This is a genomic window from Dietzia sp. UCD-THP, from assembly GCF_000349585.1.
Taxonomy (GTDB): Bacteria; Actinomycetota; Actinomycetes; order Mycobacteriales; family Mycobacteriaceae; genus Dietzia; species Dietzia natronolimnaea_A.
On the sequence record NZ_KB714653.1, the window covers coordinates 141,914 to 155,675 of the forward strand.

Genomic DNA, 13,762 nt, shown 5'->3' on the forward strand with positions numbered 1-13,762 from the left:
GCGAGATCACCGCTGCCGGCGCAGCAGGTACACGTCCATCACCCAGCCGTGCTCCGCGCGCAACCGCTCGCGCGCGTGCCGGAGCTCGGCCAGGACCTCCCCGACACGCCCCGAGACCAGGCACTCACCCCGGTCGCCGAGGTTGCCGCCCCACCAGATGTGCCAGTCGGCCAGGTGATCCAGGGGCAGGTCCGCGTTGAGCATCACCACCACGTTATCCGCGCCGCCGGCGACCACCTCCGCCAGACGTCGACCGGTGGTCACGGTGACCGTCCCGCCGATCTCGTGCAGGACCAGCCGGTGGCGGGCGGCCAGGACCTGCAGCGCGGAGATACCGGGTATCACCTCAACGTCGAGGTCGAGCCGGCCACGGGCGAGGATCCGGTCGACGATCCGCAGCGTGGAATCGTAGAAGGCCGGATCACCCCACACCGGCACCGCCACGTCGCCGGGCCGGTCCGCCAACACCCGTTCCCAGGCCAGGGACCGGGCCTCATGCCAGTCCAGGACGACGCCGCGGTACCCCGCCTGGGAGGAGGTCGACGACGACGAGCGGTCCCGCTCCGGATCGGTGACGCCCACCAGCTCGAGTCCGGGCGCGTGCCGGGCGAGCAGTCGCTTGCGCAGGTCGACCAACGGATCGGCCGGACCCTTCATGGCAGCGAGCGCATACCCGGACGCGCGCAGGGCGGCGACCCCCTCCACCGTGATCTGATCGAGGCCGCCCGATCCCATGCCGACGACCCGCAGCCGCCGCAGCCGATCCCGCGTCTCCCCGATCGGCGCCTCACTGATCGGCACATCTGGGCCGTTCGCGTCGCCGGAGGTGCCGTCAGTCGCCATGCGACTCCTCGAGGTCGCCCTCGACGTCCAGGTAGACCTGCCGCATCCGGTCCATGATGTCGGCGTCCGGCCGGGCCCACAGCCCGCGGTCCGCGGCCTCGGAGAGCCGCTCGATCATCCCGCGCAGCGCCCAGGGATTGGACTGGCGTAGGAACTCCTGGTTGGTCTGGTCCAGCACGTACTCCCGGGCCAGCGAGTCGTACATCCAGTCGTGCACGACCCCGGCGGTGGCGTCGAATCCGAAGAGGTAGTCGACCGTCGCCGCCAGCTCGAAGGCCCCCTTGTACCCGTGCCGCTGCATGGCCGCGATCCACCGGGGGTTGACCACGCGAGCGCGGAACACCCGGACCGTCTCCTCCGCCAGCGACCGCGTCCGGATGGCGTCCGGGGTGGTGGAGTCCCCCACGTACGCGCGGGGTTCGGCGCCGGTGAGCGCGCGCACGGTCGCGATCATCCCCCCGTGGTACTGGAAGTAGTCGTCCGAGTCGGCGATGTCGTGCTCGCGGGTGTCGATGTTCTTCGCGGCCACCGCGATGCGCCGGTAGTTGGTGCGCATGTCGTCCGCGGCCGGCACGCCGTCCAGATCGCGGCCGTAGGCGAAGCCGCCCCAGCGGGTGTAGACCTCGGCCAGGTCGCGGTCGTCCCGCCAGTTCCCGGCCTCGATCGTCTGCAGGATCCCGGCGCCGTACGACCCCGGCGCGGAACCGAAGATGCGGGTGGTCGCGCGCCGGTGATCCGAGTGCTCGGCCAGGTCCGCACGTGTGTGGGCGGCGACGTAGTTCGACTCCGCGGGCTCGTCCAGGTCGGCGACCATCCGGACGGCGTCGTCGAGCATCGTGATGACGTGCGGGAACGCGTCCCGGAAGAAGCCCGAGATACGGACGGTCACGTCGATGCGCGGCCGTCCGAGCTCCGCGGCCGGGACCACCTCGAGACCGTTGACCCGGCGGGAGGCCTCGTCCCACTCAGGCTTCACCCCGAGCAGGGCCAGGACCTCGGCCACGTCGTCGCCGGAGGTCCGCATGGCCGAGGTGCCCCAGATCGACAGCCCCACCGAGCCCGGGTACTCCCCGGTCTCCGCGAGATGGCGGTCCAGCAGCGAGTCGGCCATCGCCTGACCGGTCTCCCAGGCGAGCCGGGACGGGACGGCGCGGGGGTCGACCGTGTAGAAGTTTCGGCCGGTCGGCAGCACGTTGACCAGGCCCCGCAACGGCGACCCCGACGGGCCGGCGGGCACGAACCCGCCGCCGAGGGCGTGCATCACCGCGTCCAGCTCGTCCACTGTGGCGGCCAGTCGAGGCACCACCTCGCGGGCGGCGAACTCCAGGACGCGGCCGACCTCGTCGTCGTCGTCGTCATTTCCCAGCCCCGCGGCGGCCAGCACCTCCGGTACCGCCGCGGGGTCCCAGCCCCGCGCGTCCATGGCCTCGACCAGCTCACGGGCCCGGGCCTCCACGCGGTCGACCTCCTGGGTCGGGGCGTCCTCGGTCAGGCCGAGGGCGCGGCGCAGGCCGGGAACGGCGCCGAACTCGCCGCCCCACACCTGCGAGGCCCGCAGGATGGCGAGCACCAGGTTCACCCGGGCCTCGCCGTCCGGCGCCTGACCAAGCACGTGCAGTCCGTCGCGGATCTGGACGTCCTTGATCTCGCACAGCCACCCGTCGACGTGGAGCAGGAAGTCGTCGAACTCCTCGTCCCCGGGCTGCTGCTCCAGGCCCAGGTCCTCGTGCATGTGCGCGGACCGCATGAGGGTCCAGATCTGCGCGCGGATGGCCGGCAGCTTGGCCGGGTCCATGGACGCGATGTTGCCGTACTCGTCCAGCAGCTGCTCGAGGCGGGCGATGTCGCCGTAGGCCTCGGCGCGCGCCATCGGCGGCACCAGGTGGTCGACGATCGTGGCGTGGGCGCGGCGCTTGGCCTGCGCGCCCTCGCCGGGGTCGTTGACGAGGAACGGGTAGATCAGCGGCAGGTCCGCGATCGCCGCGTCGGTCGCGCACGCCGCCGACAGCGCGGCGTTCTTGCCCGGCAGCCACTCCAGTGAGCCGTGCTTGCCGATGTGGACCAGCGCGTGGGCGCCGAACCCCTTGGCGAGCCACCGGTAGGCGGCCAGGTAGTGATGGGAGGGCGCGAGCTCGGGGTCGTGGTAGATCGCCACCGGGTTCTCGCCGAATCCGCGGGGCGGTTGGATCAACAGGACGACGTTGCCGGCCGCGATGGTGGCCAGGACGATCTCGCCGGCGTCGTTGACGAACAGCTGACCGGGTGCCTCACCCCACGCGTCGACCATCTCCGAGCGCAGCGACTCCGGGAGGTCGGCTGTCCACCGAAGGTAGTCGTCGGTGGAGATGCGGACATGACTGTCGGTGAGCTGCGCGTTGGTCAGCCACTCCTCGTCCTGGCCGCCCGCGGCGATCAGGGCGTGGATCAGGGCGTCGCCGGCGGCGGTGTCGTCGGCGTAGGTTCCGTCTGCGGCGGAGTCCGTGCCACCGTCTGCGATGTCGAGGAACCTCGCGACGGGCCCGTCCGCCGGACCCAGGTCGTAGCCCTCGTCGCGCATCCGACGCAGCAGCCGGATGGTCGAGACCGGGGTGTCCAGGCCGACCGCGTTGCCGATCCGGGAGTGCTTGGTCGGGTAGGCCGAGAGCACCAGCGCGATCCGACGATCGGCCGCGGGCACGTGGCGCAGCCGCGCGTGCGAGACCGCGATCCCCGCGACACGGGCGCAGCGCTCGGGGTCGGCGACGTAGCGGGGCAACCCGTCGGCGTCGATCTCCTTGAACGAGAACGGCGCGGTGATGATGCGGCCGTCGAACTCGGGGATCGCGATCTGGTTGGCCGAGTCCAGCGGGTTGACGCCGTCGTCAGAGGCCTCCCAGTCCTCCCGACTCCACGTGAGGCACAGTCCCTGCAGCACGGGGATGTCGAGCACGGCGATCCGTTCGACGTCCCACGTCTCGTCCTCGCCGCCCGCGCTCACCGCGCCGGGCGTGGTCCCGCCGGCCGCCAGGACGGTGACGATCACCGCGTCGAGCGTCCCGAGCGCCTCGAACAACTCGTCGGGGGCCGAGCGCAGGGAACCGGCGAACACGGGCACGCCCACGGCCTGCCCGGTGGCGTCGATCGCGTCGGCGAGAGCGTGCGCGAATCCCGAGTTCCCGCTCACCTCGTGGGCGCGGTAGTAGAGCACTCCCACGCGGGGGATGCTCCGCGACTGGTCGGTTCCGCTCGCGGGGGCGGCGGGGCCCGGCCGCGGCGGCATCCCCCACACCGGGACGGCCTCCGGGGGTTCGAACCCGGTGCCGGTGAGCAGCACGGTGTCCGAGAGGAAGGCGTGGAGCTGGGCGAGGTTCCGCTCACCCCCCTCGGCGAGGTAACGGTGCGCCTCGGCCGCGATACCGATCGGGACAGTGGACAGCTCCATCAGGTCGGCGTCCGGGGCCTGCTCGCCGCCCAGGACGACGACGGGTCGGCCGCTGGCCATCACGGCGTCGAAACCGGGTTCCCACGATCGGCGGGACCCGAGGATCCGGACCACGATGAGGTCGGCGCCGGAGATCAGACCGGGCAGGTCCGTCTCCACGTCGATCCGGGACGGGTTGCCCAGCGTCCAGTCGGCCCGGGAGGCGCGAGCGGAGAGCAGGTCCGTGTCGGAGGTGGACAGCAGGGCGATGCGGGGTGCCTGTGGTGGTGCCGACTCAGTGGATGATGCTCTGGACTCAGTGGGTGGTGCCGTGGCGTCCTCAGGGGACGCCGAACGCCGGTCATGGCGCATGTTCTTCTCCAAACCCTCGTGGAACATGACGCCGTGGCCGGTCTCCTGGCTTTCGCATCGACGCCGTGCGACCGACCTTCCCGGGCCGTGGCCCAGTGGTCTCCGCCCCGAGTGGGACGGACGAGGGTCGCTCGACTCCGCGACTACAGTGGCGAGGGCCGCGCCGGCTTTTCCTCCGGCTTCCCGAGCACCACGGCACCGGCGAGCCTATCCGGCCCGATCCCCGTACGGGTGCCCGGCCGTCGGCTCCCCGCTCCACGCGGCTGACCCCCGGGTGCCACACTGTGGCCCGTGAGCGAATCCGGACCGACCCGCCGCACCCGCACCCGCACCGACTTGTGCCCCGGCGTGCATCGCCCGTGGCCCGCCGAGGACGGGGCCCTGGTCCGGCTGCGCGTCCCGGGCGGCCGGGTGTCGCCGGGGTCACTCGTCGCTCTGCACCGGGTCGCCGCCGGATACGGCGACGGCGAGGTCCACGTGACGACCCGCGCGAACCTGCAGCTGCGGGCCTTGCCGATGAATGAGGACGGCCGCCTCGACGACGAGGTCGTGGCGGCCATCGCCGCGACCGGCCTGCTGCCCGCACCGGCGCACGAGCTCGTCCGCAATGTGCTCGTCTCCCCGCTCACCGGCCTGGTCGGGGGCAGGGCCGATCTGCGCCCGGTGACCGACCGGCTCGACGCCGGTCTCCGGGCGGATCCCGGTCTGGCGGGGCTCTCGGGCCGCTTCCTCTTTGTCCTCGACGACGGCCGCGGTGACCTCGTGAACCGGCCCGCGGACCTGGGGTTGGCGGCCCTCGACGCCGCCACCGTGCAACTCCGGGCGGGCGAGGACTGGGCGGCGGTCGTGCCCGTCGAGGAGGCGGCCGACCGCCTGGTCGACCTCGCCCGCGACTTCGCCGCCGCCCGCGGAACCGGCCCCGACGCGCCGTGGCACGTGCGTGAGCTCCCGGAGCCGCTCGCCGCCGCCCGCCCGGGCGACGAGCGGCTTCCCGCCCCCGCCCCGGCGATGCCGTACGGCCCGGTCCCCGGCGCCCCGGGACGGATCGAGCACATCGGGGCCCCGGGGGGCGTCCTCACTCGCGCCCTGGTCGATCGCCTCACCGGCGAGGACGTCACCGAGCTCATCGTCACCCCGTGGCGCGGCGTCCTCACCGTGCGCACGTAGACTCGCCGCTGTCCCACGGCGAGGAACCCGGTGCGAGTCCGGGGCGGTTCCGCCACTGTGAGGCCCGGTCGCCGGGCCGCCAAGCCAGATACTGGCCGCGGGATCGACGCGCCCTCAAGGTGCGCCGCCTGAAGACTTCTGACCGGGGCGAGAACCCCGAGGAGGACCCATGCCTGCTGTCCCCAGGCCGCCACGCCGCTACGACTACGTCGACGACGGACCCGCGATCTACATCGACTCGTTCGCCACGATCCGTCGCGAGACCGACCTGTCGCGCGTGCCGCAGGATGCCGAGCGACTCGCCGTCCGGATGGTCCACGGGACCGGGCAGATCGACCTCGTCGACGACCTGCGGGTCCATCCGGGACTGGTGGGGGCCGCGCGATCGGCGCTCGAGGCCGGAGCGCCGATCCTTTGCGACGCCCACATGGTCGCCTCCGGGATCACCCGGTCACGGCTCCCCCGGAACAACGACGTGGTGTGCCTGCTGTCCGATCCCCGCGTGCCCGAGCTGGCCCGACAGATGGGTACCACCCGCTCCGCCGCCGCCCTCTCCCTGTGGGGCGGGCGACTCGACGGCGCCGTGGTGGCGATCGGCAACGCCCCCACCGCCCTGTTCCATCTGCTGGAGCTGCTGCTGGACGGCGCGCCCCGGCCCGCCGCAATCATCGGGTGTCCGGTGGGGTTCATCGGCGCCGCGGAGTCCAAGGCCGCGCTCTCCGGCTTCGCGGAGGACCACGGGATCGAGATCCCGTTCGTCACCGTCCACGGTCGACGCGGCGGGTCCGCGATGACGGTCTCCGCGGTCAACGCCCTCGCCCAGGAGGCCGAGTGAGCGCCGGGCCGGCGGGGCGCCTGTATGGAATCGGCGTGGGCCCCGGCGACCCCGAGTTGATGACCCTCAAGGCCGCCCGGTTGATCGGCGCCGCAGACGTGGTGGCCTACCACGCCGGCCGCGGCAAGGACTCCAACGCACGGCGGATCGCGGCTGGCCTGATCCCCGCCGGTGCGGTGGAGGAGGTGCTGGAATACCCGGTGACCACGGGTCTGACCGACCACCCCGGCGGGTACGCGGGGGCGATCGCGGACTTCTACGACCGGGCCGCGCACCGTCTGGCGGAGCACCTCGCGGCCGGACGGGTCGTGGTCCTGCTCGCGGAGGGCGACCCGCTGTTCTACGGCTCGTTCATGTACATGCACGACAAGCTCGCGGGCCGGTTCGTGACCGAGATCGTGCCCGGTATCCCGGCGTTCGCCGCCGCGACCGCCGCCGCGGCCACCCCCCTCGTACGTCAGACTGACGTGCTCACCGTCCTGCCCGGGACCCTCCCGGAGCCCGAGCTCGCCCGCCGCCTCGCCGACACCGACGGGGCGATCATCATGAAGCTCGGTCGGAACTTCCCGGCGGTGCGCCGGGCCCTGGAGGCCGCCGGGCGACTCGAGGGCGCGGTGTACGTCGAACGCGCCTCGACGGACGCCGAGGTGCACCACCCCGTCCGCGACGTCGACCCGGAGAGCGTGCCGTACTTCTCGCTCATCGTGGTCCCGGGCGACTCCCAGCAGGTGGACCCGTTCGGGCGGCGCCCCTCGCCACTGGGTGAGAGTTCCGTGCGCGACCCCGCCCCGGAGGGCCAGCTGCACGTGGTCGGACTGGGACCGGGTCCGGACCAGTGGCTCACCGCCGAGGCCCAGCGGGTCCTGGCCAAGGTCGACCACGTGGTGGGGTACGCGCCCTACGTCGACCGTGTACCCCAGCGGGCCGGGCTCACCCGCCACTGCTCGGGCAACACCGTCGAGGTGGACCGGGCCAGGCTCGCGCTGGACCTCGCGCGCTCCGGCGAACGCGTGGCGGTGGTCTCCGGGGGCGACGCGGGCGTCTTCGGCATGGCGGCCGCGGTCTTCGAAGCCGCCGAGGACCCGCTGTACGCCCGGATCGACGTGCGGGTCGCGCCCGGGGTGTCCGCCGTCCAGGCGGTCGCCGCGCGGGCCGGGGCCCCCATCGGCGCGGACTTCGCGGTGATGAGCCTGTCCGACCGGCTCAAGCCCTGGGACGTCATCGCCCGACGCCTCGACGCGATCGCCGCCGCGGACCTGGTCCTGGCGGTCTACAACCCCGCCTCGCGCTCGCGCACCCGCCAGGTCGCCGACGCCCGCGACGTCCTGCTCCGGCATCGCGCCCCGGACACTCCGGTGGTGGTGGGCCGGGACGTGGGCCGGGACGAGGAATCGCTGACCGTCACCACTCTCGCCGAGCTCGACTGCGACGCGGTGGACATGAAGTGCCTTCTCATCGTGGGCGCGTCCGGGACCCGCGTCACCGAGTCGGGGCGGGTGTGGAGCCCGCGGTTCGTGCGGTCGTGAGCGCCGATCCCGTCCGTGATGCGCTGTGGCAGATCCTCGCCACCCGCCGCGACCACCGCCACTTCCATCCCACCCCGGTGCCGCGCGAGACCGTCGAGCGGCTCCTCGAGGTCTTCGCCGTGGCCCCGAGCGTCGGGCTGAGCCAACCCTGGCACGTGACCGTGATCGAGGACCGCGCCGTGCGCGAGGCCGTCCACGAGGGATTCCGCACCGTACGCCGCGCCGAGTCCGAGCGCTTCGACGGACGGCGACGGGAGCTCTACGACTCCCTGCGTCTCGAGGGCATCCTCCAGGCACCGGTCGGGCTGGTCGTCAGCCACCTGCCGCCCGCCGGGCCGGTCCTGGGCACCACGAGCGTCCCGGCGGCGACCGAGTACAGCGTGGTGGCCGCCATCACGCTGCTGTGGCTGGCCGTGACCGCCGAGGGCCTGGGCATGGGCTGGGTGAGCCTCGTCGACCCGGACCACCTCTCGGACAGCGTGCCGCTGCCCGAAGGGGCCCATCCCCTGGCATATCTCTGTCTGGGCCACCCCGCCCTTGAGCTGGACGAACCGTTGCTGCAGACCGTGGGGTGGGGGCGCAGGTCACCGCTAGCGGTGGACTGGGTGTAGATCCGGGTCAGGAACCGTCGAAGGCCTCCCGTAGCGCATCGCACTGCGCCCGGAAGAAGTCCCTACTGACCCCGGCGCGGGTGACGACCAGGTCGAAACCGTGGAACGCGCCCGGAACGGGGACGAATTCGCAGTTCACCCCGGCACGCTCGAGTCGATCTGCGTAGGCCTTGTCCTCGTCGAAGAACAGATCCACCGTACCGACGCCGATCCACGCCGGCGCGACACCGGTCAGATCAGGGTGGCGGGCCGGGCTGGCCGTGGACGGGTCGACCCCGCCCAGATAGCTCGCCCAACCGAACCGATTGGATCGTGCGTCCCATAGTCGGTGTCGCGGGTCGCGGGTGTCGGTCCGGTCGTCCAACATCGGGTACGCGAGCAGTTGCAGTACCGGGTCGACGGGGCCGTCATCCCGCGCCCGGATCGCCAGCGCGGCCGCGAGTCCGCCACCGGCGCTCGCGCCGCCTACGGCGATCCGGCGGGTGTCGATGCCGGGTTGAGCGGTCAGCCATCCGAGTGCCGCGTGACAGTCGTCGAGCGCCGCCGGGAAGGGGTGTTGCGGCGCCAATCGATAGTCGACCGACACGACGGTCGCACCGGTTCTCCGCGCGAGAGCCCGGCAGAGCACGTCATCCTGCGCCGCAGACCCGACGAGGTATCCACCGCCGTGGATCCACAGCAGGCCTGCCGAGGGTGACGAGGGATCACCAGCGGGGCGGAAGACGCGCACGCTCGCACCCGACTCGAGCTCATGGGTCTCGGTTCCCCGTAGGCCCGGCAGCAGTGTCGCCAGCTTCTGCACCGCCGGCAGGGTCCGCGGTCCCACCACTCGCGAGGGCAACACCAGTGACGCGAGCTGGAGATCCGGATGGTACTGACGGCGGTCGCGGATGCGGCCGAGGAACGGGATGCGCATGGTTGTCCTCTGTAACGGATGAGACTTCGTGGGGTGGTGGAACTCGGATCGGCTGGGTGTCGGGTCAAGGTGAACTGATCAACCGCGCCGACCCGTCCTCCACGAGCAGCGCCTGGTCGTCGTTCACCAGGGTCAGCGGGTAGGTGCTCCCATAGGTCTCCACGAGCCGTGCGATGAGCTCGGGCGGGTAGGGCGGGAGCGCGCCGTCCGCGTGGGGGATCACCACGGTATCGACCAGCCCGAGCCCGCTGCGGTCGGCGAGGTCGGGAGCGGCGGAGGGGTCGTCCATGAGGCTGACCGGATCGATACCGGGTCCGGTGACGACCGATCCGGCGCTCGAGCCGATGTACGGCAATCCCGCCCGCACCCGCCCGGTCAGGACCGCATCCGCACCGTGTCGGCGCAGCGCCGCCAGGAGCACGAAGGTGTTGCCGCCGGCCACGTACACGGCGTCGAGTCCGTCGAGAGCGGCGGCGGACCCGCTCGTGTCGTCGATGTCGGCGGCGGTGATGTCGGTCAGGACGTAACCCAGGTCCGCCAGCTGCGCGCGTTCCGCGGCGACGAACCCGGCCCCCGCGTACGGGCTCGCGGCGTCGTTCAGATACCCGATGCGCACCGCGGGTGCGGGCCGGTTGACGTGCTCGGCGAGTAACGCGGGGACGGCGCCCACGCCGAGGGACAGCAGGAGCAGATTCATGTCGCCACTCTACGAGCCACTCGGGTGCGCGAGGAGGTGCGCCGCCGACGCCGGGACGACCGGCACGGACCCGATGGGGATCACCTAGTTTCTCATCCTTTGACGTCCACGTAACAGTGCGGCAACGCACCACCGTTTGACTACTTCCGATCAAGTGATCGATTTGAAGGAGTCACATGGAACCCGCCCCGCGCCCGGCCCCCGCGGCCTACCGGCGCCACCTGTTCCACTCCCGCGACTCCGTCCCCGACCAGTGCTCGGACGTCGTTTGGATCCAGGGTGACCAGTACTTCTGCGACGCTCGGCTCTCCACCGACGCCGCAGGCTCGACGCACTTCCGCATGGGTTTCGCCGGACGACTCGAGTGCACGGACGCGGCCACCGGCGAATTCGAATGGGTCCACGCCATCGCCGCCGGAGAGGCCTTCGGCTCCGCCGACATCGGTCAACTCTTCGACGTGCCGGGGTGGGGCCTGCTGGAGGTGGGCCGACAACTCGACTACGTCGAGCTCTGGCAGCGCTGCTCAGACGAGTCCGGCCCCGTGTGGGAGGCCCGAGGGGTCGACGAGCACGGAACCGAGGCCCTGCTCGTCTGCGTCGGTGACCGCTTCGGTCTCGCACTGGGCGCCGACGCCTCAGGCAGTCGGCCGGCATCGGTGCACATCGGGTCACGGACCGACCGGGGCTGGCTCGCGCGGTACTCGTCGTGGTCGGCGCCCGAGCCTCCCCTATTCTCCCTCTCCCCTCGATCCGACGGCTGCTTCGCACTCTCCTGGCAGGCCGGCGAGCTCTCCAGTGCCCCCACGTTCTTCGACCCGATCCACCCAGCCCGACCAACCCACCCAGGAGCCGACAATGCCTGACCCCCACCGTCCCACGATCGACTTCGAGTCGATCCCTGTCATCGATGTGTCCTCGCTCGCCGATCCTGACGGGCCCTCAGCCGAGTGTGTCGACCGACTCGGCGAGGCCGCCCGGGGCGTCGGGTTCCTCCTCATCGTCAACCACGGCGTAGCCGACGAGACCTTCAGCGCCATGCACGAGGCCTCGCAACGGTTCTTCGCCCAGCCCGAGGCCGTCAAGCAACAGGTGTACATCGGCGACTCCACCAACCACCGCGGTTACGTCCCGGTCGGGGAGGAGGTCTTCGCCGGCGCCACCCCCGACCTCAAGGAGGCCTTCGACCTGTCCATCGATCTGCCGGCGGACCATCCGGAGTACGTGGCCGGCAACCCGCTGCTCGGGCCGAACCAGTGGCCCGACGTGCCGGGGTTCCGGGAGGCGGTGATGACCTACTACGACGAGGTGTTCGCCCTCGGGTCGCGGCTCCTCGCGGCGTTCGCCCGGTACCTCGACCTGGATCCCGACACATTCCTCGGGTCGGTGACCCAGCCGCCCTCGCAGTTGCGGCTGATCCACTACCCGTACAACCCCGACGCCGAGGACCGGCCCGGAATCGGAGCGCACACCGACTACGAGGCGTTGACCCTGCTCAAGCCCACCGCTCCCGGGTTGGAGGTAATGAACGGCCGGGGAGAGTGGATCGAGGTGCCGTACCGCGAGGACGCGATCGTCGTCAATATCGGAGACCTGCTCGAGGTCTGGACCAACGGAGCCTTCGTCGCCACCTCCCACCGGGTCCGGAAGGTCTCGCAAGAACGGTATTCGTACCCGTTGTTCTTCACGGTCGACTACGACACGGTGGTCGCTCCCCTGACGTTCCCCGGGTCCCACGACTCCGCCTACGAGCCGATGCACTCAGGCGAGCACCTGTTCGCCCAGACCGCGCAGAGCTTCGCCTACCTGAGGAGGCGGATCGCGGACGGTGAGGTCGCCCTCCCGGAGGGCGCGCGTCCCCTGTACTCGCTCGGTCGCGAGCACGCTCTGGTGGGTGAGTCCCGATGATCAGTCTCGCCATTGGCGGCACCGTCGCCCTGCTCGTCGTCCTCGGTCTTCTTTCCTCCACGAGGGTGCGGGGGGAGAACCGCAACTTCGCGGTCGCGGGGCGCACACTAACCGTGCCACTCGTCGCAGTTCTCCTGATGTCCCAGGTGGTCGATTCCAACGCGACCGTCGGCGCGGCCGACCTCGCGGGCGGCTTCGGATTCTGGGCCGGCGCCGCGTTGCCGCTGGGACTCGCCGCCTCGTTCCTACTGATGGGGCTCTTCGTGGCCGAGAAGGTCCGCGAGCGCGAGCTGTACTCCCTTCCCGAGTACTTCCGACAGACCTTCGGACGCACCGGTGAGATCCTGACGGCGGTCCTGACCGTCACGAGCTTCGGCATCCTCATGGCGGGCAACCTTGTCGCCCTGGGACACATGATGGATCACTTCATCGGAGTGCCCTACTGGGTCGCGATCGTGTTCGTCACCGTGGCGATCCTCGCCTACACGATGGTCGGTGGGATGTTCGCGTCCGTGTACACGGGCCTGTTCCTCATGGTGGTGATGGGGGTCGGGTTCGTCGGGCTGACGCTGTGGATGTTCCTCGGCCCCGGGTACACCGCTCCCGAGGGGCTCGGCATCTCGGGTCTGGGCCAGCTAACCGTCTCCGCCGAAGGTGCGGTGATCAACTGGGCGACGCTCTTCGCCCTGGGCTTCGGCAACCTGGTGGCCATCGACCTCATCCAGCGGGTGTCCTCCGCGCGCACCGCCCGGGGCGCCAGGCGTGCGAGCCTGATCGCGGCCGCCGGAACCGTGGTCCTCTGTGTCCCCTTGGCCGCGGTCGCCGTGGCCGGGGCGGGCCTGCTCGAGGACAACGCCTCCGAGTCGCCGATCCTGTTCCAGCTCCTCACCGAGCTGGTACCGACCCCGATCGCGATGTTGGTCATCGCGGCCCTGTTGGCGGCCTCGCTCACCACGGTCAGTGGAATCCTGCTCGCGACCTCGTCCATCGTGGTCGGCACCGTGCTCGACACGCGCAAGCTGCGACTGACCCCGCTCCAGGCCTCGCGGTGGGCGATGGTCCCCGTCGCTGCGATCGGCGTCGTCGTCGCACTGCGGGTCAACCACACCGGAATCCTCCTCACCCTGACCTTCGACCTGCTGTGCGCGACCATCGTGGTGCCGTTCCTGCTGTCCCTGTGGACCCGCCTGGTCAGCACGAGGGCACTGGTGATCTCGGCGGCGCTGGGACTGGGTGTCCGGCTCGGGTTCTTCGTCTTCACCCCGACGATCTACGGGGTGGACAACACCCTGCTGTACTTCCCGAACGAGGTGATCACCACCAGCGTCGACGGCTGGACTACGTTCCTCGCCGCGGCCGTGTCCTTCGTGGTCTACATGGCGGTAGCCGCCACCGACACACGGTCCGACACCCGGACGTCAGCGTCGGCACCGGCCGTCGACGAACCGGCACCGGAGCGGGGCGTCGAGGTGCCCGCCAAGGCCTAGCGG

At 71.4% G+C, this 13,762-nt stretch carries 11 protein-coding genes and 2 riboswitches; of the genes, 7 read left to right on the forward strand and 4 right to left on the reverse strand.

What is annotated here, in order from left to right; genetic code table 11:
• Positions 1-6: 6 nt before the first annotated feature.
• Both cobF and cobN read right to left on the reverse strand, forming a co-directional pair.
• Positions 7-843, reverse strand: a complete 837-nt coding sequence (cobF, locus tag H483_RS32695; protein WP_017837560.1) for a precorrin-6A synthase (deacetylating) — start codon at positions 841-843, stop codon at positions 7-9.
• Entirely contained in the window at positions 833-4,642 is a 3,810-nt protein-coding gene (cobN, locus tag H483_RS32700) for a cobaltochelatase subunit CobN (RefSeq protein WP_017837561.1), read from the reverse strand. Before cobN ends, cobF begins: the two co-directional genes overlap by 11 nt.
• Positions 4,633-4,825: riboswitch (cobalamin riboswitch) on the reverse strand. It overlaps the preceding gene by 10 nt.
• Before the next feature lie 81 nt (positions 4,826-4,906).
• Between cobN and H483_RS32705 the strand changes: the two genes are divergently transcribed.
• The 4 genes from H483_RS32705 to bluB all read left to right on the forward strand — a co-directional run bounded on the left by H483_RS32705 (position 4,907) and on the right by bluB (position 8,754).
• On the forward strand, positions 4,907-5,782 hold the full coding sequence (locus H483_RS32705; RefSeq protein ID WP_017837562.1) for a hypothetical protein: 876 nt from the start codon (positions 4,907-4,909) through the stop codon (positions 5,780-5,782).
• Between the two features lie 22 nt (positions 5,783-5,804).
• Positions 5,805-5,874: riboswitch (cobalamin riboswitch) on the forward strand.
• Positions 5,875-5,951: 77 nt separating this feature from the next.
• Positions 5,952-6,617 carry a precorrin-8X methylmutase gene (locus H483_RS32710; RefSeq protein WP_017837563.1) on the forward strand — a complete coding sequence of 222 codons (666 nt, stop codon included), beginning with the start codon at positions 5,952-5,954 and terminating at the stop codon, positions 6,615-6,617.
• Between the two features lie 59 nt (positions 6,618-6,676).
• Entirely contained in the window at positions 6,677-8,143 is a 1,467-nt protein-coding gene (locus H483_RS32715; protein ID WP_042329952.1) for a precorrin-2 C(20)-methyltransferase, read from the forward strand.
• Positions 8,140-8,754: a 5,6-dimethylbenzimidazole synthase gene (bluB, locus tag H483_RS32720; protein ID WP_238556328.1), complete on the forward strand. Its 615-nt coding sequence runs from the start codon at positions 8,140-8,142 to the stop codon at positions 8,752-8,754. Before H483_RS32715 ends, bluB begins: the two co-directional genes overlap by 4 nt.
• Positions 8,755-8,761: 7 nt before the next feature.
• Here bluB and H483_RS32725 read toward each other — a convergent pair whose 3' ends face one another.
• The gene (locus tag H483_RS32725; RefSeq protein WP_017837566.1) at positions 8,762-9,670 is read right to left on the reverse strand and encodes an alpha/beta hydrolase; all 909 of its coding nucleotides are present in this window, start codon (positions 9,668-9,670) and stop codon (positions 8,762-8,764) included.
• 64 nt (positions 9,671-9,734) lie between these two features.
• Positions 9,735-10,367, reverse strand: coding sequence for a Type 1 glutamine amidotransferase-like domain-containing protein (locus tag H483_RS32730; protein ID WP_017837567.1), 633 nt, complete (start codon positions 10,365-10,367; stop codon positions 9,735-9,737).
• A gap of 176 nt (positions 10,368-10,543) precedes the next feature.
• On the opposite strand from H483_RS32730, the gene H483_RS32735 reads away from it, so the two are divergent.
• From H483_RS32735 to H483_RS32745, 3 genes are read left to right on the forward strand one after another with little or no spacing between them, the layout of a single operon-like run.
• Positions 10,544-11,230 carry a hypothetical protein gene (locus H483_RS32735; protein WP_017837569.1) on the forward strand — a complete coding sequence of 229 codons (687 nt, stop codon included), beginning with the start codon at positions 10,544-10,546 and terminating at the stop codon, positions 11,228-11,230.
• The gene (locus tag H483_RS32740; protein WP_017837570.1) at positions 11,223-12,272 is read left to right on the forward strand and encodes an isopenicillin N synthase family oxygenase; all 1,050 of its coding nucleotides are present in this window, start codon (positions 11,223-11,225) and stop codon (positions 12,270-12,272) included. Before H483_RS32735 ends, H483_RS32740 begins: the two co-directional genes overlap by 8 nt.
• Positions 12,269-13,759 carry a sodium:solute symporter gene (locus H483_RS32745; protein WP_017837571.1) on the forward strand — a complete coding sequence of 497 codons (1,491 nt, stop codon included), beginning with the start codon at positions 12,269-12,271 and terminating at the stop codon, positions 13,757-13,759. The genes H483_RS32740 and H483_RS32745 overlap by 4 nt, the downstream gene beginning before the upstream one ends.
• Positions 13,760-13,762 lie beyond the last annotated feature (3 nt).